The 25,482-nt window shown below is 70.8% G+C and carries 23 protein-coding genes and 2 pseudogenes; 13 read left to right on the forward strand and 12 right to left on the reverse strand.

All coding sequences use genetic code 11. From position 1 onward, the window contains the following. Positions 1 to 28 precede the first annotated feature (28 nt). Genes araD through ACTYVM_RS00480 form a run of 3 tightly spaced genes read right to left on the reverse strand, consistent with a single transcriptional unit; the run spans position 29 to position 3,338 of the window. A complete protein-coding gene (gene araD / locus ACTYVM_RS00470; protein WP_445523963.1) occupies positions 29 to 1,768 on the reverse strand; it encodes an L-arabinonate dehydratase in 1,740 nt (579 codons plus the stop codon). Continuing rightward, positions 1,765 to 2,673, reverse strand: a complete 909-nt coding sequence (locus tag ACTYVM_RS00475; protein ID WP_445523964.1) for a dihydrodipicolinate synthase family protein — start codon at positions 2,671 to 2,673, stop codon at positions 1,765 to 1,767. Before ACTYVM_RS00475 ends, araD begins: the two co-directional genes overlap by 4 nt. Next, positions 2,670 to 3,338, reverse strand: a complete 669-nt coding sequence (locus tag ACTYVM_RS00480; protein WP_445523965.1) for a GntR family transcriptional regulator — start codon at positions 3,336 to 3,338, stop codon at positions 2,670 to 2,672. The genes ACTYVM_RS00475 and ACTYVM_RS00480 overlap by 4 nt, the downstream gene beginning before the upstream one ends. A gap of 492 nt (positions 3,339 to 3,830) precedes the next feature. Here ACTYVM_RS00480 and ACTYVM_RS00485 point away from each other — a divergent pair, with 492 nt between their 5' ends. Then, entirely contained in the window at positions 3,831 to 5,048 is a 1,218-nt protein-coding gene (locus ACTYVM_RS00485; protein WP_445523966.1) for an MFS transporter, read from the forward strand. A gap of 30 nt (positions 5,049 to 5,078) precedes the next feature. Here ACTYVM_RS00485 and ACTYVM_RS00490 read toward each other — a convergent pair whose 3' ends face one another. Beyond that, positions 5,079 to 5,480, reverse strand: a complete 402-nt coding sequence (locus ACTYVM_RS00490) for a hypothetical protein (protein WP_445523967.1) — start codon at positions 5,478 to 5,480, stop codon at positions 5,079 to 5,081. A 62-nt stretch (positions 5,481 to 5,542) separates the two neighbouring features. On the opposite strand from ACTYVM_RS00490, the gene ACTYVM_RS00495 reads away from it, so the two are divergent. Further along, positions 5,543 to 6,148: an ArsR/SmtB family transcription factor gene (locus ACTYVM_RS00495; protein WP_445523968.1), complete on the forward strand. Its 606-nt coding sequence runs from the start codon at positions 5,543 to 5,545 to the stop codon at positions 6,146 to 6,148. Continuing rightward, positions 6,145 to 7,458, forward strand: coding sequence for an MFS transporter (locus ACTYVM_RS00500; RefSeq protein ID WP_445523969.1), 1,314 nt, complete (start codon positions 6,145 to 6,147; stop codon positions 7,456 to 7,458). Before ACTYVM_RS00495 ends, ACTYVM_RS00500 begins: the two co-directional genes overlap by 4 nt. Before the next feature lie 138 nt (positions 7,459 to 7,596). Here ACTYVM_RS00500 and ACTYVM_RS00505 read toward each other — a convergent pair. Next, a pseudogene (locus ACTYVM_RS00505) lies at positions 7,597 to 8,029 on the reverse strand (Tn3 family transposase); the annotation flags it as partial. Positions 8,030 to 8,113: 84 nt separating this feature from the next. On the opposite strand from ACTYVM_RS00505, the gene ACTYVM_RS00510 reads away from it, so the two are divergent. Next, positions 8,114 to 8,587 carry a hypothetical protein gene (locus tag ACTYVM_RS00510; RefSeq protein ID WP_445523970.1) on the forward strand — a complete coding sequence of 158 codons (474 nt, stop codon included), beginning with the start codon at positions 8,114 to 8,116 and terminating at the stop codon, positions 8,585 to 8,587. 410 nt (positions 8,588 to 8,997) lie between these two features. Here the strand turns inward: ACTYVM_RS00510 and ACTYVM_RS00515 are convergent, their stop codons facing one another. After that, positions 8,998 to 10,161 carry a hypothetical protein gene (locus ACTYVM_RS00515; protein WP_445523971.1) on the reverse strand — a complete coding sequence of 388 codons (1,164 nt, stop codon included), beginning with the start codon at positions 10,159 to 10,161 and terminating at the stop codon, positions 8,998 to 9,000. Between the two features lie 254 nt (positions 10,162 to 10,415). On the opposite strand from ACTYVM_RS00515, the gene ACTYVM_RS00520 reads away from it, so the two are divergent. The 8 genes from ACTYVM_RS00520 (at position 10,416) to ACTYVM_RS00555 (ending at position 18,502) form a co-directional block, all read left to right on the forward strand. Next, positions 10,416 to 11,225: an NAD-dependent epimerase/dehydratase family protein gene (locus tag ACTYVM_RS00520; RefSeq protein WP_445523972.1), complete on the forward strand. Its 810-nt coding sequence runs from the start codon at positions 10,416 to 10,418 to the stop codon at positions 11,223 to 11,225. Between the two features lie 269 nt (positions 11,226 to 11,494). Next, positions 11,495 to 12,265 (forward strand): DeoR/GlpR family DNA-binding transcription regulator, encoded by a 771-nt coding sequence (locus ACTYVM_RS00525; protein ID WP_445523973.1) that lies wholly within the window; start codon positions 11,495 to 11,497, stop codon positions 12,263 to 12,265. Positions 12,266 to 12,393: 128 nt separating this feature from the next. After that, positions 12,394 to 13,761: an ABC transporter substrate-binding protein gene (locus ACTYVM_RS00530; RefSeq protein ID WP_445523974.1), complete on the forward strand. Its 1,368-nt coding sequence runs from the start codon at positions 12,394 to 12,396 to the stop codon at positions 13,759 to 13,761. Beyond that, a complete protein-coding gene (locus ACTYVM_RS00535) occupies positions 13,758 to 14,702 on the forward strand; it encodes a carbohydrate ABC transporter permease (RefSeq protein ID WP_445523975.1) in 945 nt (314 codons plus the stop codon). The genes ACTYVM_RS00530 and ACTYVM_RS00535 overlap by 4 nt, the downstream gene beginning before the upstream one ends. Beyond that, on the forward strand, positions 14,702 to 15,565 hold the full coding sequence (locus ACTYVM_RS00540; protein WP_400026377.1) for a carbohydrate ABC transporter permease: 864 nt from the start codon (positions 14,702 to 14,704) through the stop codon (positions 15,563 to 15,565). Before ACTYVM_RS00535 ends, ACTYVM_RS00540 begins: the two co-directional genes overlap by 1 nt. After that, positions 15,562 to 16,551: a zinc-dependent alcohol dehydrogenase family protein gene (locus tag ACTYVM_RS00545; protein ID WP_400026375.1), complete on the forward strand. Its 990-nt coding sequence runs from the start codon at positions 15,562 to 15,564 to the stop codon at positions 16,549 to 16,551. Before ACTYVM_RS00540 ends, ACTYVM_RS00545 begins: the two co-directional genes overlap by 4 nt. Before the next feature lie 98 nt (positions 16,552 to 16,649). Further along, positions 16,650 to 17,870 (forward strand): TerD family protein, encoded by a 1,221-nt coding sequence (locus tag ACTYVM_RS00550; protein ID WP_445523984.1) that lies wholly within the window; start codon positions 16,650 to 16,652, stop codon positions 17,868 to 17,870. A gap of 47 nt (positions 17,871 to 17,917) precedes the next feature. Then, complete coding sequence (locus ACTYVM_RS00555; protein ID WP_400026373.1) at positions 17,918 to 18,502, forward strand: TerD family protein; 585 nt, start codon at positions 17,918 to 17,920, stop codon at positions 18,500 to 18,502. Between the two features lie 436 nt (positions 18,503 to 18,938). On the opposite strand, the gene ACTYVM_RS00560 is transcribed toward ACTYVM_RS00555, so the two are convergent. After that, entirely contained in the window at positions 18,939 to 20,366 is a 1,428-nt protein-coding gene (locus ACTYVM_RS00560) for a hypothetical protein (protein ID WP_445523976.1), read from the reverse strand. A gap of 305 nt (positions 20,367 to 20,671) precedes the next feature. On the opposite strand from ACTYVM_RS00560, the gene ACTYVM_RS00565 reads away from it, so the two are divergent. Next, the gene (locus ACTYVM_RS00565) at positions 20,672 to 22,495 is read left to right on the forward strand and encodes a DUF8508 domain-containing protein (RefSeq protein ID WP_445523977.1); all 1,824 of its coding nucleotides are present in this window, start codon (positions 20,672 to 20,674) and stop codon (positions 22,493 to 22,495) included. A 12-nt stretch (positions 22,496 to 22,507) separates the two neighbouring features. On the opposite strand, the gene ACTYVM_RS00570 is transcribed toward ACTYVM_RS00565, so the two are convergent. From ACTYVM_RS00570 to ACTYVM_RS00590, 5 genes and pseudogenes are all read right to left on the reverse strand, one after another. Then, positions 22,508 to 23,239: an SRPBCC family protein gene (locus ACTYVM_RS00570; protein WP_445523978.1), complete on the reverse strand. Its 732-nt coding sequence runs from the start codon at positions 23,237 to 23,239 to the stop codon at positions 22,508 to 22,510. Positions 23,240 to 23,302: 63 nt separating this feature from the next. Further along, a complete protein-coding gene (locus ACTYVM_RS00575; RefSeq protein ID WP_445523979.1) occupies positions 23,303 to 23,950 on the reverse strand; it encodes an ArsR/SmtB family transcription factor in 648 nt (215 codons plus the stop codon). Between the two features lie 221 nt (positions 23,951 to 24,171). Beyond that, a complete protein-coding gene (locus ACTYVM_RS00580) occupies positions 24,172 to 24,651 on the reverse strand; it encodes a DUF3618 domain-containing protein (RefSeq protein WP_445523980.1) in 480 nt (159 codons plus the stop codon). Then, positions 24,648 to 25,130, reverse strand: coding sequence for a phage holin family protein (locus ACTYVM_RS00585; protein WP_445523985.1), 483 nt, complete (start codon positions 25,128 to 25,130; stop codon positions 24,648 to 24,650). Before ACTYVM_RS00585 ends, ACTYVM_RS00580 begins: the two co-directional genes overlap by 4 nt. A gap of 128 nt (positions 25,131 to 25,258) precedes the next feature. Next, positions 25,259 to 25,482: pseudogene (locus tag ACTYVM_RS00590) on the reverse strand (hypothetical protein); the annotation flags it as partial.

Here is a 25,482-nt window from a genome sequence, read left to right on the forward strand (position 1 = left end):
GCGGTTCGGTGCCGGCGCGCCGGGCCGGCTACCCGGCGTACGGGTCCGGCACCTTCCCCGGCCGGGCCAGGAACTCGAAGTCGCAGCCGGTGTCGGCCTGGGTGATCTGCTCGGAGTACAGGGCGCCGTAGCCGCGCTCGTAGCGTGCGGGCGGCGGCGTCCACTCGGCCCTGCGGCGCTCCAACTCCTCGTCGTCCACGTGGAGTCGCAGGGTGCGGGCCTCGACGTCGAGGGTGATCGCATCACCCGTGCGCACCAGCGCCAGCGGTCCGCCGACGTGGCTCTCGGGGGCGACGTGCAGCACACAGGCGCCGTAACTCGTGCCGCTCATCCGGGCGTCGGAGATCCGGACCATGTCCCGCACCCCCTGCTTGAGCAGGTGGTCGGGGATCGGCAGCATGCCGTACTCGGGCATGCCGGGTCCGCCCTTGGGGCCGGAGCCGCGCAGTACGAGCACGCTGTCGGCGGTGATGCCGAGCGTGGGGTCGTTGATGGTGCGCTGCATGGTCCGGTAGTCGTCGAAGACGACGGCGGGTCCGGTGTGCCCGAGCAGGTGCGGTTCGGCGGCGATGTGCTTGATGACGGCGCCGTCCGGGCAGAGGTTGCCGCGCAGCACGGCCACGCCGCCCTCGTCCGCGACCGGCTTGTCGCGGGGCCGGATCACATCGTCGTCGTGCACCCGCGCGCCGGCGATCTGCTCGCGCAGGGTGTCGTGCGACACCGTCGGCCGGTCCAGGTGGAGCAGGTCGGGGATGCGGGAGAGGAAGCCGGGCAGGCCGCCGGCGAAGTGGAAGTCCTCCATGAGGTACTTCTGACCGCCGGGGCGGACGTTGGCGAGGACCGGGACGGTGCGGGCGATGCGGTCGAAGTCGTCGAGGGTGAGCGTGACGCCCGCGCGGCCCGCCATGGCGATCAGGTGGATCACCGCGTTGGTGGAGCCGCCGAGGCCGAGGACGGTGGTGACCGCGTCCTCGAACGCCTCGCGGGTGAGGATCTCGCTCAGCTTCCGGTCCCTGTGGACCAGTTCGACGACGGTCAGGCCCGCCTTGGCGGCCATCCGGTCGTGACCGGAGTCCACGGCCGGGATGCTGGAGGCGCCGGGCACGGTCACCCCGAGGGCCTCGGCGGCGGCGGTCAGCGTGGAGGCCGTGCCCATGGTCATGCAGTGGCCGGGCGAGCGGGCCAGGCCGCTCTCCAGTTCGGCCATCTCGCAGTCGCCGATGAGGCCGGCCCGCTTGTCGTCCCAGTACTTCCACATGTCGGTGCCGGAGCCGAGCACCTCGCTGCGCCAGTGGCCGGGCAGCATGGGCCCGGCGGGCACGAAGACGGTGGGCAGGTCGACGCTCGCGGCGCCCATCAGGAGGGCGGGGGTGGACTTGTCGCAGCCGCCCATCAGGACCGCGCCGTCCACCGGGTAGGAGCGCAGCAGCTCCTCGGTCTCCATGGCGAGCATGTTGCGGTAGAGCATCGGGGTCGGCTTCTGGAAGGTCTCGCTGAGCGTGGAGACCGGGAACTCCAGCGGGAAGCCGCCCGCCTGCCACACCCCGCGCTTGACCGCCTGGGCGCGGTCGCGCAGGTGGACGTGGCAGGGGTTGATGTCGGACCAGGTGTTGAGGATCGCGACGACCGGCTTGCCCAGGTGCTCCTCGGGCAGGTAGCCGAGCTGGCGGGTGCGGGCGCGGTGGCTGAAGGAGCGCAGGCCGTCGGTGCCGTACCACTGGTGGCTGCGCAGGTCCTCCGGGCGCCTCTCGCTCGGCCGGGCGCTCATATCGACCACCCGGCGGCGATGGCGGCGACCTCGGCGCGCTCGTTCTCCGGCAGCGGCTTGCTCGGCGGGCGCACGTCCCGGCGGCACAGGCCGAGCGCGGCGAGGGCCTCCTTGACGACGGTGACGTTGTTCGCGGACCCGTTGGCCGCGCGCAGCTCCTCGAAGCGGCGGATCCGCTCCCAGACCTTCATGGCGGCGGGGTAGTCGCCGGCCCTGAGCGCCCGCAGCATGCTCAGCGAGACGGCCGGGGCGACGTTGACCAGGCCGGAGGTGAAACCGGTGGCGCCGGCGGAGAAGTAGGAGGGGGCGTAGGGCTCGGCGAGGCCGGCCACCCACACGAACCTGTCCAGGCCCGCGTCCCGGGCGAAGGCGCCGAAGCGGCTGGCGTCCGGGACGGCGTACTTGACACCGACGACGTTCGGGCAGGCGTCGGCGAGTTCGGCCAGACGGGCGCCGGGCAGCTGGGCGTTGCGGATGTAGGGGACGACGCCGAGCTCGGGCACGGCCTCGGCGATCGCGCGGTGGTAGTCGACCCAGCCGCCCTGGGAGACGTAGGGGTGCACGGGCTGGTGGACCATGACCATCTGCGCGCCCAGCGCGTGGGCCTGCCGGGCGGAGGCGACCGCGGTGGGCACGTCGTGGCCGACGCCGACCAGGATGGCCGCCCGCCCCCCGGCCTCCTCGACGGTCATCTCGGTGACCCGCTGCCGCTCCTCGGGGGTGAGGGCGTAGAACTCGCCGGTGTTGCCGTTGGGCGTCAGCGTCGTGATGCCGCCGTCGAGCAGGCGGCGCAGCAGGGCCCGGTAGGTGGTGCCGTCGACGCCGCCGTCCTCGGTGAACGGGGTCACCGGGATCGCCACCACGTCGGCCAGAGCCGCCCGCTGGGTCTCGAACGCCGTTGTCATGCCTGACCGTCCTCTCCCTGGGCCTTCGACTCCGCTGTGGGGAAGGCCCGTTGCACGAACGACGCGATGTGGGCGTGGAGGGCGCGGGCCGCGCCGTCGGCGTCACCCTCCAGGGCGAGCCGCAGGATCTCCTGGTGCTCGGTGGCCTCCCGTTCCCAGGAGGGGTCGGCGGACCAGGCGACGGCGGAGACGAGGGCGGCCTGGTCGCGGACCTCGTCGAGCATCCGGCCGAGCAGCGGGTTGCCGCAGGGCAGGTAGAGGGCGCGGTGGAACTCGCGGTTGGCGAGGGAGCGTTCGGCGGTGTCCGCGGCCTCGTCGGCCCGCTTCAGCGCGTCGCGGGCGGCGTCCAGGGAGGCGCCGCGGCACACCGAACGCCGCAGCGCCTCCGGCTCGAGGAGCAGCCGTACGTCGTAGACCTCGCGTGCCATGTCCGCGTCCACCTCGCGCACCGTGACGCCCTTGTACTGGTTCATCACGACCAGTCCGGTGCCGGTCAGGGTCTTCAGCGCCTCGCGCACCGGGGTCTTGGACACCCCGAACTGTGCGGCGAGTTCAGTCTCGACCAGGGCCTGACCGGGCGTCAGCCGCCCGGTGAGGATGCGGTGTTTGATCCCTTCCAGCACGACCTGCGTGCGGGAGGGGATCGGCGTGGGCACAGAGGTCATGCGCGCCTCTCGGATCTCGTCGATCACATCACGGCTCGGATCGCGAGTTCCTGGTCTCGCGTATCGCGTCTCATATATGACGTACGAAGTACGACGCGATGAAGGTAAGAGGGGCCCGGGGTTTCGTCAATGCTTCCGGCACAGGAGAATCGCGCCGTCAACGGCGGGTGCGGGGCGGGCGGTTGCACCGGCGGACGCAGCGCGGTGGCACGTGCCGGGCGTTCGCCTTCGCGACGCGGTCGGGCGCGAGCACCGTCGGCGGGGGCGTCAGTGTGCGAAGGCACCGGGTGTGACAGCCGGGCGCTCGGCGGCCGGACCCGTGTGCCGCCGCAACTCCGGGAAGCTCCGCCGGTGTCACCGCCGCCCCCTCGCACCCCGTCGCCCACCGGTGACATGACCGAGGGCTGCCGGTGGAGTCCCACCCGGGCACGCCGGGTTCTACGGCACCTGCCGGATCCCGGGGGCGGGGTCTTAGGGCGACGATCGAGCGGTATGACGACTGAATGGACCCTGCTCCGGGTGCTGCGCGACCGCGCGGCGGGGGTGTGTCTGGCCGCCGTGGTGGTCTCCGGTTTCGGCACGTCGGCGCTGTGGCTGGCCTCGGGTGTGTGGGTCAAGGACCTCACCGGCTCGGACGGGCTGGCCGCGCTGTGCCTGCTGGCGATGTGGGCGCCGACCCTGGCCGGCCCGGCGCTCGGCACGCTCGCCGACCGTGCCCGCCGGAGGCCGGTGCTGATCGGCACGAACCTGTTCCTGGCGGCGCTGCTGCCGATCCTCCTCACCGTCGACGCCCCCGCCCGCGTCTGGGTGCTGTACGGGGTGCTGTTCCTCTACGGCGCCACGGGCGTCGTGGAGGACGCGGCGCAGTCGGCGGTCGTCGCCACCGCCGTCGACGCGAAGCTGCTCGGCGACTTCAACGGGCTGCGGATGACGGCCAACGAGGGCATGAAGCTGCTGGCCCCACTGGCGGGCGCGGGCCTGTACGCGGCGTACGGCGGCCGGTGCGTGGCCCTGCTCGACGCGGCCACGTTCCTGCTCGCCGCCGGTCTGTACGCGAGGCTGCGGGTCCGGGAGGACAAGCCCCGCCGGCCCGAGAGCTCCTGGCGCGCGCAGACCGCCGAGGGCGCCCGCCATCTGTGGTCCCACCCGCGGCTGCGGCCCCTGGTGCTGGCCGGCGGCGCCACGATGCTGTTCACCGGCGTGGCCGGCGCACTGCTCTACGCCGTCGTCGACCGCCTCGGCCACGCGCCCGCGTACGCCGGGGTGCTGTACGCCGTCCAGGGCGCCGGTTCGGTGGCGATCGGTCTCGCCTCGGGCACCGCCCTGCGCCGCCTGGGCAGCCGCCGTTTCGCGGCCTTCGGCATCGCCCTCACGGCGGCCGGCGTGGCCCTGCGCGCGATCCCGTCCGACCCGGTGGCCCTGGTCAGCAGCGTGGCGAACGGCGCCGGACTGCCATGCGTACTGATCGCCGCGTTCACCGCCGTACAGCGGGAGACACCGGCGGAACTGCTCGGCCGGACGGCCGCCACGGCGAACACGCTGGTCTTCGTCCCCAACGTGGTCGGCCTGGCCGCGGGTGCCGCTCTGGTCGGCGTCGCCTCCCTGCCGGTGCTCCTGACGCTCCTGGCCCTGGGGCTGCTGGCCACGTCACTGCTACTGCTTCACCGGCCTCGGGGAACATCGGTACAGCGGTTGACGCTAAGCCGATGATCACGGGCTCGACGCAGGCCGGGAGCGCGTCTACCGCAGCTCGGCGTTTGAGTGGGAATGGCCCTGGAGCCGTTCGTACAGGTCGGTCTCGTCGGCGGTGAGCGGCTCTCCAGGCCGGCGGATGCGTACAGGCTTCGGGCGCAACGGCAGGCTGTCGTCCGCCGCGACGGCCTCGGCTTCTGCGAGCGCCCGGTAAAGCGAGGCGACCGAGGGTGACTTGCCCACGCTCTTGCCGCTCTTGATGGTGAGCTTCTTCGCGATCTCGGGGACAGGGACGCCCTTGCCCTTGAGGGCGACGGCGAAGGTGAGCATGTCGTCGTCGATGACCTTCGGGCGTCCGCCGTGGTTGCCCTTGGCCGCGGCGATGACCTGGCCCTCCAGGGTCTTCTCCCAGATGTAGTTGCGCTCGATCTGTCCGGCGACGGCGAGCATTGGCAGAGTTCCCTCTGCATAAACTCCTATGCAGAGAAGACTCTGCAACCTACGCTGTCGACATGCCCGACGAACCTGAACGCACGTCGCAGCCCGCCAAGCCGACCCGACGCCTCGATGCGCGCAGCCTGCGAGGGCTGGCCCACCCGCTGCGGATGAACATCTTTGAACTGCTCAGCCTGGACGGCCCTGCTACCGCCACCAGGCTCGCCGCACGGCTCGGGGAGAACACCGGCACCATCAGTTGGCATGTGCGCCACCTCGCCGAGCACGGCTTCATCGAGGAGGAAACCGGACGGGGTACGAAACGCGAGCGCTGGTGGAGAAGGGTCGACGTCTCCAATGAGCTGAACACTGCCGATTTCCGCGACGATCCCGACACCCGGGGTGCGCTGTCGGTTTATTTGCACGAACTGGTACAGCAGTACTACGGCCGGGTCGTGAACTACCTCAGCGAGGACTGGGACGACAGGTGGCGGAGCGCCGGCACCGTCTCGGACTGGAGTGACCTGCGGATGACCCCGAAGCAGCTGGAGGCGCTCAACGCGGAGCTGATGGCCGTCATCGCCCGCCATACCCCTGCGCCGGACGCCGAGCCCGCCCCGGACGCGCTCCCCGTCGTGGTACAGCTCCAGTCCTTCCCCCGCAAGGTGCGTGGCTCCGCATGAGCCACGGCACACGCGGTGGCCTCCTGCGTCGCCACCGCGATTTCCGCCTGCTGTGGTGCGGCGAGACCGCCGGCAAGTTCGGCGCGTCCGTCACCGGGGTGGCGATGCCGCTGGTCGCCGTCTCCACCTTGCACGCCAGCACGTTCGAGGTCGGCCTGCTGAGCGCCGCTGCCTGGGCCCCTTGGCTGATCATCGGTCTCCCGGTCGGTGCCTGGGTGGACCGGCTGCGGCGCAGACCGGTCATGCTGGCCGCCTCCGCGGTCTCCCTCGTACTCTTCGCCGGCGTCCCCGTCGCCGCATGGTCCGGCCGGCTGAGTATCGGACTGCTGCTGGCCGTCGCCCTGCTGACGGGCACGGCAGCGGTGTTCTTCCAGACCGCCTACACCGCCTATCTCCCCACCATTCTGGAACCCGATGACCAGCCCGAGGGCAACGCCAAACTGCACGGCAGCGCATCCGCCGCGCAGATTGCCGGGCTCGGCTCCGGCGGCCTGATCGCACAGTTGGCAGGTGCGGTGAACGGGATGTTCGCCAACGCCGCCACATTCCTCGTCTCCCTCCTGTGCCTCGCCGGCATCCGGCATCGCGAGCCACGCATCACCAGAACCGAACACCGCCCCACCTCACTGGTCAGCGAAGTCCGCGAAGGCCTGCGGCTGATCGCCTACGACCCCTGGTTCCGCACGTTCACACTCTTCGGAGCCGCCTCCAACCTGGCCCTTATGGGATACCAGTCAATCCAAGTGGTCTTCCTGGTCCGGAGCGTCGACCTGACCCCGGGGACGGTCGGCGCACTCATCGCGGCGACCAGTTCCGGAGGCGTAGCCGGGGCATTCGCCGCACGCCGGGTCGCTCACCGGATCGGCACGGCCCGCGCAACACTGCTGTTCGAACTGGGACTTCCCACACTCGGTCTACTCATCCCACTGACCGTCGGCGGAGCCGGGATCCTGCTCTTCGTGACAGGGGGCTTCAGCGTCTCCGCGGGCGTCGTCGCCGGCAACATCATCAAGGCGAGCTTCCAGCAACGCTACTGCCCGCCGGATCTCCTCGGCCGTCTCACCGCAAGCACAGCGTTCCTCAGCTACGGAGCGATCCCCATCGGAGCACTGCTCGGCGGCATACTCGGAACCGCACTCGGCCTCCGCACCGCCATGGCCATCACGACAGCGGGGATCCCGCTCGCCGCACTGATCCTGCTCTTCTCCCCGATCCGGCGCTCCCGAGACCTGCCGACGTCCCGCCGGACAACGAGCAATCCCAAACTTCCGCTGGCCTCTGATGGCGAACCGGCCCTACCTCTTCACTGATCACCATCGCACCGGGCAATTCCCTCACCTTCCGTCGGCCGGCAAGTCGCGGGCTCCCGGGCAGCGGACCGTCACCGCCGCGAAGCGCCTGACCAAGGCAAGGACCCGCAAGCTCATCACCACCTTGGTCGGTCACCCTTAATCCTGCCCACCCCCGTCGTCGTCCTCGCCCAGCTCCGGCACATCCGGGTCTCGCAGGGGCCGCAGGGCGCCGGCGGCCGGGGTGGAGGAGGTGAAGCCACAGCGGCCGAGAATTCAGGTTGCGGTGCTTGAGCGGGGACAGGCGGGCGATGTCCTCGTCCCGGATCTCGTGCCCCTCGGCGCGGAGTTGGGCGACGGCGGCGTCGATGTAGCCCGTGGTCCAGAGCACGATGGCGTCGAGGACCAGGCCGAGGGCGCCGGGCTGGTCCTCCATGCCGTCGCGGTACGCCTGGTGGATGGTGCCGCGCTTGCCGTGGCAGACGTCGCAGGCGAGCTTGTGACGCGACTCCTGCACGGTGAGCCGGCGGTTCACCTGCCGACGGTAGGTGTCGTCGACCGGGTCGACCATCCGCAGCAAGTGCTCGGCCTTTCGGGTCGTTGGCGACGTTGGTGCGGGCCGGAGAAGCCGCGCGCATAGAGTGAGATTTTCGATGGAGTGGCAGGGGTGGAGGCCGTGGAAATCACCGTCCAGTGGATACGGACGTCCTGGACGAAACAGTCCCGCGGAGGAGAGGCCGCCGCCCGTAGGAACGCGGCCCCCGTCGGCTTCACTGTCCCGTATGTGCCGCCCTCGTTTGCCCACGTGGTCCGCATGCATGAGCGAGACGGCTTCGAGCCCCATGGCGTCGAGGAAGACCTGCGCAAGGTCGACGTCCAGCTTCGTGAAGCCGACGGTCGGTTGCGCGTCCTTCCCCGAGTACAGTCTCTGTTCGCCATACCACCTCGGCCGCGACGGCCCCCAGCCGTGCGCCTTGCCTCCGGCCAGTGGGTCCGCTGGCAGCTCAACTACCGTTTCAGCAGCGCGGCGGGTGTGCGGGACTGGTCGTACTGGCTGGACACCTTCAACATCGCCTATGGCCCGGTGAATGCCGACGTGTTCTCGTCGGAGCCCACTGTCCACGTTGACGAGCGAGGACCGCTCCGGTAGCTCCACCATGGGGTGATCACGCACTGGAGCCGTCCTCCTCCGCTTCCGGGTTACGCGTCCCGCATTTCCCACGCGTGCTCGTACGCCGTCGGCTTGCGCTCGTTGTACTGCTTCACGCACGAGGGTCAGGTCGGCCTCGGCCACGCCCAAGGTATTCCGAGACGGCCCCGAGATGCTCCACGACGCGGTCGAACTGCCGCCGCGGCCACGCGGGGTACGGGCCGTACTGGCCGATCGGCGAGTACGGCCCGATGAACTCCCCATGTCCGTCACTTGCGCTCGCGTCACGCAAGATGACGTACCGGACCAGGCCCCGTCGCCCGCAGATTGATCACGACTCGATACGCACCCCAGACGCTCAGGATCACCGGCTTAGCGTTAACCGCTGTACCGATGGTCCCCGAGACTGTTCACAGGCCCCGCACTGCCGACCGCACCGCCGACAGGTCGCCGTCCGAGGCCAACCCCGCGTGATACAGGCGAAGTTCACTCGCCCCGAGGTCCCGCGCGCGGGCGGCGTCCTCGGCGAGGGTGCCCGGGCTGCCGCCCATGCCGGAGACGATCGTGAAGTTGGCGGCCAGGACGGCGTCCGGACGGCCCTGTTCGGCGAACGGGGCCAGCAGGCCGGAACCGCCCGTGCAGGGCACCACCACGCCGTCCGCGACGGACAGGATGTGGGCGGGGTCGACCCCGGCGTTGGCACCGCAGTGGTAGGACACCGGGTCGGCGTGCAGCAGGACCTGGAATCCGTCGGGGGCCGCCGCGCGGACCGCCGCGACCGCCGCCTCCTGAAGGGTGCGGGCGGTCCCCTCACGCCAGGCGCGCGTGGCGTCCGCCCTGGTCTCGCCGAGCAGGTCGACCACACCGGCCCAGCCCTCGCCGGCGGGCGCCCCCTGCCACACCGGTTCCAGGGCGGACCGTACGGCGTGCGCCAACTCGTCGGGGTCCAGACCCTGTTCGCCGTAACCGGCGCGGCAGTCCGGGCAGAAGCACAGGGACATCAGGTACTGCCCGGCGTCCCCCGGGCCCACCCCGGCGGTCTTGTCGTGGGCGTGCAGATGGGCGAGCCCGTACCAGCCGAGGGACTCCAGCTCGGTGCCGCGCGCCCCGGGGCGGACGGCTGCCTCGGCGGCCAACTCGGTCAGGTACGCGCGCGTGGCGGGGCGGGCGACGCACGGCGCCCACGGGTAGCGGTCGCCGTGGGCGTTGACGACGGAGGTGTCCGGATGCTCGGCGCCCAGGCGGGAGTTGTGCGCGAGGACCACCCAGCTGTGCACCTCGAGACCGGCCTCGGCCAGGGCCGCCGCCGCCTCGCCGTACGCGTCGCCGGGCGCCCAGTCGCCCGCCGGATACGGACGCAGCGTCCGGCCCTCCCAGCGGTCGTCCACCGGATACAGCACCGCGGCGTGCTCGGCGGTGACCACCCGGTGGCGCGGGTGGCGGGGCGTCAGTGCGCGCGTGGAGTGGTAGGCGGCGGCGAGCGTCACCTGCTCCACTCCGAGGGCGGCGAGACGGCCGGGCGCCTCGGGGTCGCCGTTGACGTCCCAGGGGTAGACGAAGGCCGAGGTCTTCACGCTTCCTCCTCGTCGAGCAGCGCGCGGCCACGCTCGATCAGCCGGGCGAGTGCACGCTTCTGAGCCATGTCCATGCTCATGAACGCGATCACGTTAGGAGCCCCCATTCGGGCAGGTCAAGCGCGCAAACCGGCAACACAGGGGCGGATTTCGCGTGTGCGCGACACACTTGACGGGGTACGGCGCCTGTTCATAGCGTGTCCATCCATGTGAATCGTGTCCATACACAGGAACGACCCTCAAGGAGTCCGAGGATGCCCGCTCCCCGCACCGTTCTGCTCACCGGCGCCGCCGGCGGGCTCGGCACCCTGATGCGGGGCCTGCTGCCCGACCACGGCTACGCGCTGCGCCTGCTGGACATGCGGCCCGTCGAGGGCGAGCCGGACGCGATCGTCGCGGACCTCTCCGACCGGGACGCCCTGCGCGAGGCCGTCCGGGGCGTCGACGCGATCATCCACCTCGCGGGCATCTCCCTGGAAGCCCCCTTCGAGAAGATCCTCAAGGCCAACATCGAGGGGACCTACCACCTGTACGAGGCGGCCCGTGAGGAGGGCGTGCGGCGGATCGTCTTCGCCTCCTCCAACCACGTGGTGGGCCACACCCCGCACCCCGGCCCCGGCCAACCGCCCCTGCCGGTCGAGACCCCGCGCCGCCCGGACACCTTCTACGGCCTGTCCAAGTCCTTTGGCGAGGACCTCGCCCAGCTGTACTGGGACAGGCACGGCCTGGAGACCGTCTCGGTGCGCATCGGCTCCTGCTTCCCCGAGCCGACCAGTGTGCGGATGCTCTCCCTCTGGATGAGCCCCGCCGACTGCGCCCGCCTCCTCCACGCGGCCCTGACCGCCGAGCACGTGGGCCACACCGTCGTCCACGGTGTCTCCGCCAACACCCGCCTGTGGCTGGACCTGTCCGGCGCGCGGGCGCTCGGCTACGAGCCGCAGGACAACTCCGAGCGGTACGCCGAGAAGCTGATCGCCGAGCAGGGCGAGCCCGACCCGGACAACAAGGCCCATGTCTACATCGGCGGCCCGTTCGTGACGGACCCGCCCATCTGGCCTTACTGACGCGGCGGGAAATCGACGCAGTCGAGGGCGGGCGGGCACCGAACGGGCCCGCCCGCCCTCATTTTCGGGCATCCGCGCTGCCCGTTCCCACGCCGCGGGACGCCCCCGTGCAGGTCCGAGGCGGGCACTACCCGAGCCGAACGGGCGCAAACGGGCAGGAGCAAACTCAAAACAAGCCTGGTCAGAACCGCGCACCCGCTGTAGAACATCCGGCAAGGGCCACACCGGGCCCGAACGGGCATCGAAACCAGGAAGCGGGTGGTCGACCCATGAGCCACGGGACGGCCGAGGAGCGCCAGCGCGAGATCGTGCGGTTGGCGCGTGCGTCCGGATCGGTCGACGTCACCGCGCTCGCCACCGACCTGGGCGTGGCCAAGGAGACCGTACGGCGGGACCTGCGGTCCCTGGAGGAGCACGGTCTGGTGCGCCGTACCCACGGAGGCGCCTACCCCGTGGAGAGCGCCGGCTTCGAGACCACCCTGGCCTTCCGCGCCACCAGCCACGTACCCGAGAAGCGCCGGGTGGCGACCGCCGCCGCCGAACTACTCGGGGACGCCGAAACGGTCTTCGTCGACGAGGGCTTCACCCCGCAGCTCATCGCCGAGGCCCTGCCCCGGGACCGCGCGCTGACCGTGGTCACCGCCTCCCTGCCGGTCGCGGGCGCGCTCGCCGAGACCGGCACCATCTCCGTGCTGCTGCTCGGCGGCCGGGTCCGCTCCGGCACCCTCGCCACCGTGGACCACTGGACGACGAGAATGCTGTCCGGTTTCGTCATCGACCTGGCGTTCATCGGCGCCAACGGCATCTCCCGCGAACACGGTCTGACCACACCCGACCCGGCGGTCAGCGAGGTGAAGGCACAGGCGGTCAGGGCCGCGCGCCGGGTGGTGTTCGCGGGCGTCCACACCAAGTTCGGGGCGGTCAGCTTCTGCCGGTTCGCCGAAGTCGGCGCGCTGGAGGCGATCGTGACGAGCACTCTGCTCCCGGCGACCGAGGCACACCGCTACTCCCTGCTCGGGCCGCAGGTCATCCGGGTCTGACCGCCGAGCCACCCCGCACCCCGCACCCCGCACCCCGCACCCCGCACAACCTCACCCCCCACCCGCCCCGTGAGGCGTCCTCGTTCCCCCACAAGTCCCCCTCAGTGTCAACATCTCCTGGAGTACCCATGCGAACCCAGAGCCGACGCTCGCCACGGACCCTCTTCGCCGTGGCGGCGGTAGGGACGCTGATCGCTCCGCTCGCCGCCTGCTCGGGCGCCGGCGGATCCGGATCCGCCGGCGGCAGCTCCGTCAACGTCCTGATGGTGAACAATCCGCAGATGGTGGAGCTGCAGAAGCTGACCGCCGCCCACTTCACCAAGGACACCGGCATCAAGGTGAACTTCACCGTCCTGCCGGAGAACGACGTCCGCGACAAGATCAGTCAGGACTTCGCCAACCAGGCCGGGCAGTACGACGTCGCCACCCTGAGCAACTACGAGATCCCGATCTACGCCAAGAACGGGTGGCTGCACCCCCTGGACGACCACGTCAAGAAGGACAGCGCCTTCGACCAGGGCGACATCCTCCCGCCGATGACCAAGGCGCTCACCGCGGACGACGGCAAGCTGTACGGCGAGCCGTTCTACGGCGAGTCCTCCTTCCTGATGTACCGCAAGGACGTCCTGGAGAAGGAGGGGCTCTCCATGCCGGAGAAGCCCACCTGGAAGCAGGTCGGCGAGCTGGCCGCCAAGATCGACGGCTCGACGCCCGGCATGAAGGGCATCTGCCTGCGCGGCCTGCCCGGCTGGGGCGAGGTCATCGCGCCGCTGACCACGGTGGTCAACACCTACGGCGGCACCTGGTTCGACAAGGACTGGAAGGCCCGCCTGAACTCCAAGGAGTTCAAGGAGGCCACCCAGTTCTACGTCGACCTGGTCCGCAAGCACGGCGAGGCCGGTGCCGCCCAGTCCGGCTACGCCGAGTGCCTGAACAACATGACCCAGGGCAAGACGGCCATGTGGTACGACGCCACCGCCGGAGCCGGCTCCCTGGAGGCCGACGGCTCCCCGGTCAAGGGCAAGATCGGCTACGCCCCGGCCCCGGTCGAGAAGACCGACGGCTCCGGCTGGCTCTACACCTGGGCGTGGGGCATCCAGAAGGCGTCCAAGAACTCCGAGAACGCCTGGAAGTTCATCTCCTGGGCCTCCGGCAAGGACTACGAGAAGCTCGCCGGCGAGAACGCCGGCTGGTCCAACGTCCCGGCCGGCAAGCGCGCCTCGACCTACGACATCCCGCAGTACCGCAAGGAGGCCGCCGCCTTCGCGGACGTCACCCGGGACGCCATCGCGAACGCCAAGCCCGAGGACCCGGGCGTGCAGCCCCGGCCCGCGCCCGGCATCCAGTTCGTCGGCATCCCCGAGTTCACCGACCTGGGCACCAAGGTCTCCCAGGAGATCAGCTCCGCCATCGCCGGACGCCAGTCGGTGGACAGCGCTCTGACGAAGTCCCAGAAGCTCGCCGAGGCAGTCGCCGCGAAGTACGAGGGATCATGACCTTGACGTCACCGGCCCGCGCCGCCGCCGTCCCCGGACGGCCGGCGGCCCGGCGCCCGAACCGCATGCGGGCCTGGGCCACCCGGGCTCCCCTGCTGCCGGCGCTGGTCTTCATGATCGTCGTCACCCAGCTGCCCTTCGTGGCCACCCTGGTGATCTCGTTCCTCGACTGGAACGCGCTCTACCCCGACCGGCGTCGCTTCGCCGGATTCGCCAACTACGGCAAGGTGCTGAGCGATCCCGAGCTGCGCAGTTCGGTGTGGACGACCATCCTGCTGACCGTCACCGTGGTACTGGTCAGCCTGCTGCTCGGCCTGCTGCTCGCGCTGCTCCTGGACCGCCGCTTCCGCGGCCGGGCCGCCGTGCGCACCATGCTCATCGCGCCGTTCCTGCTGGTGCCGATCGCCGCCGCGCTGATGTGGAAGCACCTGCTGTTCAACCCGGAGTACGGGCTGTTCAACGGCATCCTGCACGCCGTCGGCGGGGACGGGGCGGTCCAGCCGGACTGGATCTCCGACATGCCGCTGATGGCGGTGGAGGCCGCGCTGATCTGGCAGTGGACCCCGTTCATGATGCTGATCCTGCTGGCCGGACTGCAGAGCCGCGACTCACAACTGCTCGAGGCGGCCAGGATGGACGGGGCCGGCAACTGGCAGATCTTCGTGCACATCACCCTGCCGCATCTGCGCCGCTACCTCGAACTCGGCGTGCTGCTCGGCTCGATCTACATCGTGCAGAACTTCGACGCGGTGTTCACCATCACCTCCGGCGGCCTGGGCACCGCGAACCTGCCGTACACGATCTACCAGACCTTCTACCAGGCGCACGAGAACGGCCTCGCCTCCGCGGCCGGCGTCGTCGTCGTGATCGGCTCGATCATCCTGGCGACCTTCGCGCTGCGCGTGGTGTCGTCGCTGTTCCGTGAGGAGGTGTCCCGCTGATGGCCACCGTCGCCACCACCCCGCGGTACGGCAACCCGCGCGGCCGGTTCCGGGGGGCGGCCCTGGGCGTCGTCGCCTGGCTGGCCGGACTCGTGTTCGTGCTGCCCCTGCTCTGGATGGTCCTGACGTCCTTCCACTCCGAGGCGGACGCGGCGACCAACCCGCCGTCGGTGGCCGCCGCGCTGACGCTGGACGGCTACCGGCAGTTCTTCGGGCTGACCGGCGGGGCCAGTCCCTGGCCCGCGCTGATCAACTCCATGACCGCCTCGCTGGTCTCCACCCTGCTGACCCTCCTCCTCGCGCTGCCCGCCGCGTACGCGCTGTCCATCCGGCCGGTGAAGAAGTGGACCGACGTCCTGTTCTTCTTCCTGTCCACCAAGATGCTGCCCCTGGTGGCCGGCCTGCTGCCGATCTACCTGTTCGCGAAGAACACCGGCCTGCTCGACAACATCTGGGCACTGGTCATCCTCTACACGGCCATGAACCTGCCGATCGCGGTCTGGATGATGCAGTCCTTCCTGTCCGAGGTCCCGGTCGCGATCATCGAGGCAGCCCAGATCGACGGCGCCCGACTGCCGACCGTGCTGGGCCGCGTGGTCGCCCCGATCGCCCTGCCCGGCATCGCGGCGACCGCCCTGATCTGCTTCATCTTCAGCTGGAACGAGCTGATGTTCGCGCGGGTCCTCACGGGTGTGGTCGCCGAGACCGCGCCCGTCTTCCTCACCACCTTCATCACCAGCCAGGGCCTGTTCCTGGCGAAGGTGTGCGCCGCGTCGCTCGTCATCTCCCTGCCGGTACTCGCCGCGGGGTTCGCCGCCCAGGACAAACTGGTCCAGGGCCTGTCGTTGGGAGCCGTCAAATGAAGGCCGCCGTCATCGAGTCCGTGGGCCGCGCCGTCGTCACCGAGGTCCCCGACCCGACGCCGGGACCGCGCGAGGTGGTCGTCGAGGTGGCGGCCTGCGGGCTGTGCGGCACCGATCTGCACATCCTCCAGGGCGAGTTCGCGCCCAAGCTGCCGATCGTGCCCGGGCACGAGTTCGCCGGCGAGGTGGCCGCGGTCGGCACGCAGGTCACGGAGGTGTCGGTCGGCGACCGGGTGGCGGTCGACCCGTCGCTGTACTGCTACGAGTGCCGCTACTGCCGCGACGGGCACAACAACCTGTGCGAGCGGTGGGCCGCGATCGGCGTGACCACAGCAGGCGGCGCCGCCCAGTACGCCGTGGCCCCGGTCGCCAACTGCGTCAAACTGCCCGAACACGTCCGCACCGAGGACGCGGCCCTGATCGAGCCGCTGTCGTGCGCCGTCCGCGGCTACGACGTGCTGCGCTCCCGCCTGGGCGCGCACGTGCTGATCTACGGCTCCGGGACCATGGGACTGATGATGCTGGAGCTGGCCAAGCGGACAGGCGCGGCCAGCGTGGACGTGGTCGACGTGAACCCGGCCCGCTTGGAGACGGCCCGGCAGCTGGGCGTGTCGGCGTCCGCGGCGAACGCGGACGAGCTGGACCGGCCGCAGGGATGGGACGTGGTGGTCGACGCGACCGGCAACGCGGCCGCGATCCAGGACGGCCTGGACCGGGTGACGAAGGCGGGCACGTTCCTCCAGTTCGGGGTGGCCGACTACGCGACCCGGGTGATGATCGACCCGTACCGGATCTACAACCAGGAACTGACCATCACCGGTTCCATGGCCGTACTCCACAGCTACGAGCGGGCGGCCGAGTTGTTCGCCAACGGGGTGCTGGACCCCGATGTCTTCATCAGCGACCGCCTGCCTCTCGACGAGTACCCCCAAGCGCTGGACCAGTTCGCGTCCGGGGTCGGTCGGAAGATCGTGGTCGTGCCGTAGCGAGGACCGGCCGGCCCGGGGCCGCAGAGGGCGCTCCCCCGTTCGCCGGGTAAGGGAACGGCAAAGCGCCCTCGGTCGTTACCTCCCACATGACAGCTATGACCCCCGGCTCGAACATCCCTCTGGCCGCCGCGCGTGTGACGGTGGACGTCGCCGCTCCGGTGCGGCTGGACGTATCGGGCCTGCTGCTCACCGCCGACGGCAAGGTGCGCTCGGACGACGACTTCATCTTCTACAACCAGCCGTCCGGGCCGGGCGTCACCTACCGTTCGGGCGGCGGCAGCGCGCCCGACGCGATCACCGTGGACACCGCCGCGGTGCCGCCGGGCATCGAGAAGATCGTGGTCACCGCCAGCCCGGACGCCGCCGGGCAGACCTTCCAGGGCATCGAGCCCACGGCCACCGTCCGCGACGCGGACGACGGCTCGGTGCTGGCCACGTTCACCCCGCCGCGGCTCGGCGCCGAGACGGCGCTGGTGGTCGTGGAGATCTATCTGCGCGGCGGCCAGTGGAAGGCGCGGGCCGTCGGCCAGGGATACGCCGACGGACTCGCGGGCATCGCCACCGACTTCGGCGTGACGGTGGAGGAACCGGCCCCCGCCCCGGCAGCCCCGCCGCAGCCGGTCGTCCCGCCGCGGCCGCTCACCCCGCCGCCCCCGCCGCCCGCCGCGCAGTTCCCGACCTCCGCTCCTCCGCCGCCCCCGGTCCCACCGGCCGCCGTGCCCGCTCCCGGCACCGGGAAGGTCAACCTGGACAAGGGCCGGGTCAGCCTCCAGAAGAACCAGACCGTGTCCCTGGTCAAGGGCGGCCGCCCGCTGCTCGCCCGAGTCAAGATGGGCCTCGGCTGGGAACCGGCGTACGGCGGCGACGCCGACATCGACCTGGACGCCTCCGTCATCGCCTACGGCCCGCATCGCAACCACATCGACAGCTGCTACTTCGGCAAGCTCACCATCCTGAACGGCGCCGTGAAGCACTCCGGCGACAACCTCACGGGCGAGGGCGCGGGCGACGACGAGGTGATCGTGGTCGACCTCGGGCGTCTGCCCAAGGAGGTGACCGGCCTGGTGTTCACCGTGAACTCCTTCTCGGGCCAGAAGTTCACCGAGGTCGCCAAGGCCTACTGCCGTCTGGTGGACGCCACCACCGAGGAGGAGCTGGTCCGCTTCGACCTCACCCACGCCGAGCCGCAGACCGGGGTGATGATGGCCAAACTCGTCCGGCAGTTCACCGGCGAATGGGAGATGACGGCCCTGGGCGACTTCGTCAAGGCCCGCACCGTACGGAACATGGTGAAGCCCGCGGCCGAGGCGCTGTAGGACAGAATTCGCCTGTCGAAGTCATTTCACCGGAGGACGAACCACACATGATCACTCTGACGAAAGAAGACGGCCCGGCGGACCTGGACGGTGTGACCCACATGTCCATCGGTGTGTCCTGGGACCCCACCGGGGGCACCTCCGGCGGGGTGATGGGCATGCTCCGCCGCAAGATGGGCACCGACCTCGACCTGATCGCCATCGCCATGCAGGGCGCCGACCCGGTACGTCTGGCGGGTCTGGACTCGCTGGACCCCATGGGCAACGGCTCGCTGCTGCACAGCGGTGACAACCAGACCGGCCGGGGCGACGGCGACGACGAGACGGTGACGGTCGAGTTCGCCCGGATACCGCAGAACATCACCTCGATCGTGTTCATCGCCGCGGCGTTCAAGAAGGGAAGCTCCTTCCAGAAGGCGCGCAACATCAGCTTCAAGGTCTACGACGCGACCGGGGGCACCTCGCAGCAGGTCGCCGACATCTGGCCGAGCCTGCTCACCCAGGACAACGGCTGCGCCCTGGCCAAGGCCATGCGGGTCGGCGGCTCCTGGAAGCTCGAGGTGATCAACGAGACGGGGAAGATCAAGCAGGGCGACGAGCATGCCCTGATGCGCTTCGCCGTCAGTAAATGACGAGACACGGCACCTTCCCGAACGGCCGCGGCCCGCACGGCGCCGCGGCCCTCGGACGACCGCCCCATGACCGACCGTCACGGACCACGACCGCTCCACGACCGGTCGTCACAGGCCACGGCCGTTCCACGACCGGTCGGCGCAAGCCACGGCCGCTCCACGACCGGAGGTCGCAAGCCACAACCGGCCCAAGACCGGTCATCACGGCCGCGGCCGCTCCATGACCGGAGGTCGCAGGTCACGGTCGGCCCAAGACCAGCGGTCACGGATCACGGCCGATCCATGACCAGTGGCCCCAGGCTGCAATCGGCCCTGTGTTGACCGGGGCTCGTCGGCCCCGCGGCCGCGCGCTCCGCCCCGCGGAGCGCCGCCGGGCGCGCGCCGCGTTCGCCCACCTCCGGCGCCGCCGAACGCGGCCCGTACGCGAATCCGCGTCTCAACCGCCGTGCGCGGAGCGGGCCTTGAACGCCGCCTTGCGGGCTTCCTTGGCGGTCTTCTTGTCCGGATGCAGCCGGCCCATCGCCTCCAGGACGTCCGCCGTCTGCGGATGGTCCACCCGCCAGGCCGCCGCGAAGAAGCCGCTGTGCTGCTCGGCGAGCCCCTCGACCAGGGCATGCAGTTCCTCGGAGTCACCCTCGGCCGCCAGTTGCGCGGCCACCGTGTCGATGGTCAGCCAGAAGATCAGCTCCTGGGACGGCGCCGGCACGTCGGCCAGGCCGCGCTCGGTCAGCCAGACCCGGGCGAGACCGCCCAGTTCGGCGTCGTCGAGCACCTCCCGCAGCGCCGGTTCGGCCTCGGGACCGACCAGGGACAGGGCCTGCTGGCAGCGCAGCCGCCGCAGCGGCGCGCCCGCGTCCGCGCCGCGCGCCGCGGCGAGCAGTTCCCGGGCGGCGGACAGCGGTTCGCGGCTCGCCAGCCACTGCTCGGTTTCCGCGTGCGTGGCCGCAGGGGGAAACCCGGCGGTGCCGTCGAGCAGCACGTCGGCACCCTTGTCCGCGAACTCGCCGATCACCGGCGCCCGGCAGCCGGCCTCCAGCAGCCGGGTCCGCAGCCCGTGCAGTCCGAGCGGGGTCAGCCGCACCATGCCGTAGCGGGCGACGTCCACCTCCTCGACCGGCGTAGACGGCTCGCTCTCGGCCTCCGCCATCAACTCCTCGTCCACCGGCCGGTACACGACCAGGCCCGTCGGCTCCAGCAGCCGGAACTGATCGTCCAGCCGCATCATCGCCTCGGAGACCTGCTCCAGTATGTCGTTGGTGGGCTCCCCCATGTCGCTGGGCACGATCATGGAGGCGGCGAGCACGGGGAGCGGCACCGGACCGCCGCCGGCCCCGTCCGCGCCGGCCGTCAGCCGGTAGAGGTTGGCGAGCACCCCGTCGAGGAACTCCGCCTCCGCCTCGGGATCCCAGTCCAGTCCGGAGAGGTCGACCGCGCCGCCCCGGCCCACCGCTTCGACCAGCGCGTCCAGATCGGGCACGCTCGCGTCGGCCAGCACGGTCTCGAGGGCGTTCGACCACACCGTGAGCACGTCGCGCGGCGAGCCGCCGGTCAGCAGATCCAGGTCGGGGCCGGGCGCGACGGCGCCCTCGTCCTCGTCGACGATCCGGACGAGCCCGGTGTCCAGGGCGACCCGCCAGGCCTCGCTCACCCCGGCCGCCGCGTCGTCTCCGCTCAGGCCGAGCACCTCGGCCGCGGTAGGCAGTTGCTCCTGAGCCAGCCCGCCGTCGGCGTCGACCCGCGTCCCGGCTCCGGCCCGGCGCGCGAGCCGCGCGGCGCGGGACAGCAGGGGTGTGGCGAGCGCGTCCCGGGCCAACTCCGGTTCGGAGGCGAGCCGCACCGGCGGGAACGAGGACCTGTCTGACATCGGCTGGTTTCTCCTAGCGCACCTGGCTGCCCAGTGGGTCGGACACCCGCATGGCATGAAGCCTGACGACTTGCCGCCCAGCCTAGACGGATTTCCACCGATGCCGTGCTGTTCATTTTCCCGTCAGCCGACGTACACGACAGAGACCTTGACATCGGATGTGATCCCACAGCAGATTTTACGCGCGTAGACAAGCGACGGGCAGCCGACACCGCTGCCCGTCGGCCGCTGTCCACACGCGCGACCCGCGCCCCACGCCTGGCGTTCGTCCCGGCGATCCGCAACACCCCCGGAGGGATCCCCCCTTGCCCAGCAAGTCCCGCACGCGCCTCGTCGCGCTGTCCGTCGCCGTCGCCGCCTCCGCGACCTCCGCGATCGTCCTCACCTCCCCCGCGCACGCCGACACCGTGCACATTCACGACATCCAGGGCACGACCCGGATATCCCAGTACGCCAACCAGCAGGTCACGGACGTGCCCGGAATCGTCACCGGCGTGCGCGCCTACGGTTCCTCCAAGGGCTTCTGGCTGCAGGACCCGAACCCGGACAACAACCCGGCCACCAGTGAGGGCCTCTTCGTCTTCACCAGCTCCACCCCGACGGTCGCCGTCGGCGACTCCGTCACCGTCACCGGCACGGTCTCCCAGTACGCCCCGGGTGGCGCCAGCTACCAGACGGTGACCGAGATCACCAAGCCGAAGGTCACGGTCGTGTCCAGCGGCAACAAGCTCCCGGCGCCGGTCGTGATCGACGCGAAGTCGGTGCCGGCCGCGTACGCCCCGGCCGGCGACCCCGCCGCGAAGAACTCGATCAACGCTCTGCCCCTGCAGCCGTCGAAGTACGCCCTGGACTACTACAAGTCCCTGGAGGGCATGCGGGTCCAGGTCTCCGACGTCCGTGTGGTCGGCCCCTCCAACGCCTACGCCGAGATGTGGGTCACGGTGAAGCCGGGCGAGAACCCCAGCCCCCACGGCGGCACGGTCTACGGCTCCTACGACACCCCGAACACCGGCCGCGTGCAGATCCAGACGCTGGGCGACGCCGCCGACTTCCCCCAGGCGAACGTCGGTGACAGCCTCGCCGGCACCACCACCGGCCCGCTGGACTACAACCAGTTCGGCGGTTACACGATCGTCGCCGACGAGCTCGGCACGCTCAAGAGCGGTGGCCTGCAGCGCGCGACGGCCAAGAAGCAGACGCCCGGCGAGCTCTCGGTGGCCACCTACAACGTCGAGAACCTCGACCCGTCCGACAACACCTTCGACGAGCACGCCGCCGCGATCGTGCACAACCTCCAGTCGCCCGACATCGTGTCCCTGGAGGAGATCCAGGACAACAACGGTGCCGTCGACGACGGCACGGTCGACGCGTCCGTGACGATGAAGAAGCTGACCGACGCGATCGTCGCGGCCGGCGGCCCGAAGTACGACTGGCGCTCGATCAACCCGGTCAACAACCAGGACGGCGGCGAGCCCGGCGGCAACATCCGCCAGGTGTTCCTGTTCAACCCCGAGCGGGTCTCCTTCACCGACCGCGCGGGCGGCGACTCCACCACCGCCGTCGGTGTCACCAAGGTGAACGGCAACAAGCCGGCCCTGACGGTCTCCCCGGGCCGGATCAACCCGACCAGCGACGCGTGGAAGACCAGCCGCAAGCCGCTGGCCGGCGAGTTCACCTTCCGTGGCCGGACGGTCTTCGTGATCGCCAACCACTTCGCCTCCAAGGGCGGCGACTTCGACCTGACCTCGCAGTACCAGCCCGCGCCGCGCAGCTCCGAGGTCCAGCGCCACCTTCAGGCGGCCGAGGTGAACACCTTCGTCAAGGACATCCTGAAGATCGACAAGAACGCGGACGTCGTCACGCTCGGCGACATGAACGACTTCGAGTTCTCCGACACCGCGAAGATCCTCGAGGGCGACGGCGAGCTGTGGTCGGCGATCAAGTCGCTGCCCAAGAACGAGCGTTACACCTACAACTACAACGGCAACGAGCAGGTTCTGGACCAGATCCTGATCAGCCCGGCGCTCAAGCGCGGCGGCAACTTCGAGTACGAGAGCGTGCACATCAACTCGGAGTTCCACGACCAGATCAGCGACCACGACCCGCAGCTGATCCGTCTGCACCCGTAACCGGGTAGGGGCTCAGGGCTGGCTGAACACCCCGTTCAGCCAGCCCTGCCAGGCGGCTTCGGTCGCCTTGGCGTCGGCGTCCGGCGCGAAGTCGTGGACGCTGACACCGACCGGGGCGCCCCAGTGGTTGCGGCCGAAGAGGCGGACGAGGGCGTCGTCGGTGCGCAGCCCGATGAAGTACGGGTCGCGGTAGTCGAGCACCGCCTCGAACGTCCGCGGCCCGCGGACGGACACCCGCGCACCCGCGGCCGTGTCGTCGGTGAGCCCGAGGGCCCGGCCCACGGCCGTGAAGGCGTCGGGGGCGGTGGACGCCTCAGGACCGTTCAGGGTCGCGAAGGCCACCGGGCGCGGCGCGAAGTGCGTCAGGTACTCGCGCAGGGTGTGCAGATAGAAGTCGGTGTGCCGGTTCGCGCCGTCGTACTGGTTGTCCCAGTCGTCGGTGAAGATGCCGCTGTGCACGTATCGCACCCAGGCGCGACGGCCGCCGTCGCGCGGTTCGAGGGTGTGGTCGAGCTGGTTGAGCGACTGGGTCGGCATGCCCGTGTTCTCGCTGCGGTTGGTGTAGCGGTGCGGCGGGTCCCAGGCGGTGACCGTGGACCCGAAGGGTCCGGCGCCGCCCACCCGGGGCTCCGGCGGCTCCATCGGCCACAGGTATCCACCTGTACCGGTCGTGATCGCCTCCCACACCTCCTGCGGGGTGGCGTCGACCTCAAACTCACGGACGATCTCGAATTCCTTGGACATGACGGGCTCCTGCTCGGTGACGGTCGGACTCAGTGACGGTCGGGCTCGGTGACGGTCGGGGGGTTAGCGGGCGCCAGGCTCCACGGCGGGCGCTTCCGCGGCGGGCGGTTCCACCGCGGGCGCGGCCTGCTCCTTGAGCGTGGGATGGAGGGCGACGACGATCCGGTGGTCGCGTCCGCCCTCGGCGTCCGGGGCGTCGTACTTGCGGACCAGAGCGGTGACGCCGGCCGTCAGCTCCTCGACGAACGCGGCCCGGTCGGCGGCCGAGGCGAAGCGGACCTCGCCGTCCAGCGCGTAGGTCGCCAGCCGCTTGCGGGCCCTGGCCGCGCCGGTGATCAGCGAGCCGACGTCGCGCACCAGCCGGGCGCCGAGGGCGAGCAGCCAGCGCGCGGAGAACTGGTCGCGGAAGCGGTCCGGGTCGGGCTGCACGGAGGCCAGGGCCAGCGGGGAGATGACGTACGACGCGGCGGTCGCGCGCATCAGCCGCTCGGTGACGTTGCCCTTGCGGCGCTCACCGGCCAGCTCGACCAGTCCGTGCCGCTCCAGCGTCTTGAGGTGGTAGTTCACCTTCTGCCGGGGCAGGCCGACCGTGCCGGCCAGCATGGCGGCGGAGGCCGGGCCGGCCGCCAGTTCGGCGAGCAGCCTGGCCCTTGTGGGGTCCAGGGAGACGGCTGCGGCCTCGGGGTCCTCGATCACGGTGACGTCCAGCATGGGCCCCACCCTCCCACCGAAAACTTTTTTTGTCCAGACGAGGCGACTTTTCGGTGGGTCGGACATCCCGACGTAGTCGGCACAGGGACCGGCACAGACAGAGGCCGCCCCCACCTCTCGGGTGTGGGCGGCCTCAGGTGAGCCGGTGGTCCCGGTGGTCCCGGTGGCCCCGATGCTCGACTCCCGGAGCGGACGACCTCAGCGGTGGCGGCCGCTCCGGGTCAGCACTCCGACTGCCACCAGCGCCGCGCCTGCCTCGCCTGCCGCGCCTGCCGGCCGCGCCGGATCAGCAGCCCGGCCGCCACCAGCGCCGACCCTGCCGCGAGCGAGAGCACCAACGGGCGCGGATTGCGGCGGTACACCTGGACCGCGTTGCTCACCGGGGCCCGCTCCTGGAGCGTCTGCCCGGCCCGGCTCGCCCTCTCCTGGGCCTGGTGGCCGGTTCGAGTGGCCCTCTCCTGGACGGCGTGCCCGGCCTGCGTAGCGGAGCTGCGCAGCTGGACCGTCATGGCGCCGGCCTTGTCCTTCAGGTCGGCCGCGCGGGCCTTCGCACGGCCCTTGACATCCGCCTTGGCGGCCAGTTCCTGGACCGTGTCACCCAGCTGACTCCTGGTCTGTTCGATTTGATACCTCAGCTCATCGGGGCCCTTCGCCCCGGCGGGCGGGGTGAAGCCGCCGCCACCCTGTGTCCTGTCCGTCATCGGTGGTGCGCCCTTTCCTTGATCGCCTCGACGTCGGCCCTGACGCTGCCGAGCATCTCCTCCGGCATGGGATGTGCCCCGCGGCGCAGCTGGGCGCGGCCGACCAGGGCCAGCACGCCCGCGATCACGAACAGCAAGCCCGCAATAATGAGCGCCGAGGCCCACACGGGCAGCACCAGCGCGAGGGCGGCGGCGGCCGCGCCGGCGAGCACGATCAGTCCGACGTAGCCGAGGGCTCCCGCCGCGCCGAGCATTTCGCCGCCGCGCCCCATGCGGCGCCCCTTCTCGGTCAGCTCCATTTTGGCCAGGGTCAGTTCCTGCCGTACGAGCTGAGAAAGCTGTTCGGTGGCCCGATGGACGAGTTCGCCCACCGAATGCTCACCCACCGAAGGTTCGACCTGCGGACGTTCCTCCACAGAAGGTTCGGCGGGGAACCGCTCAGCCACCGAAGGTTCGACAGGTGAACGTTCATCCACCATGCGGTCGCCCGCCGAGCGGTCTCGCGCTGGGCGGCGCTTGTCGCGCGTAGGCCTCACATCGATCGTCCCGGTCACGGTGTCCGCCTCCTCTCGGTCCGGACCACCCGGGTACCCAGGGACACCTGCGCCTATCCCTGGCCAGGGCCGCCGGACCCGCGCTCGCCGAGCCGGGCCAACTGGGTCTGCAACCAGTCCAGGCGCGCCTGCAACAGAGCGGCCTCCGCGACGAGTTCGGGCACTCCCAGCCCTTCGGGCCTGCTGGACGGGCCGGAGGCGGCGAACGTCGTGGCGGGCGGCGTCAGGCCGGCGCCGCCCACCCCCACCCCCAACCCCTCCCCCCCCAACCGTGCTA

Source organism: Streptomyces cyslabdanicus (assembly GCF_052663305.1).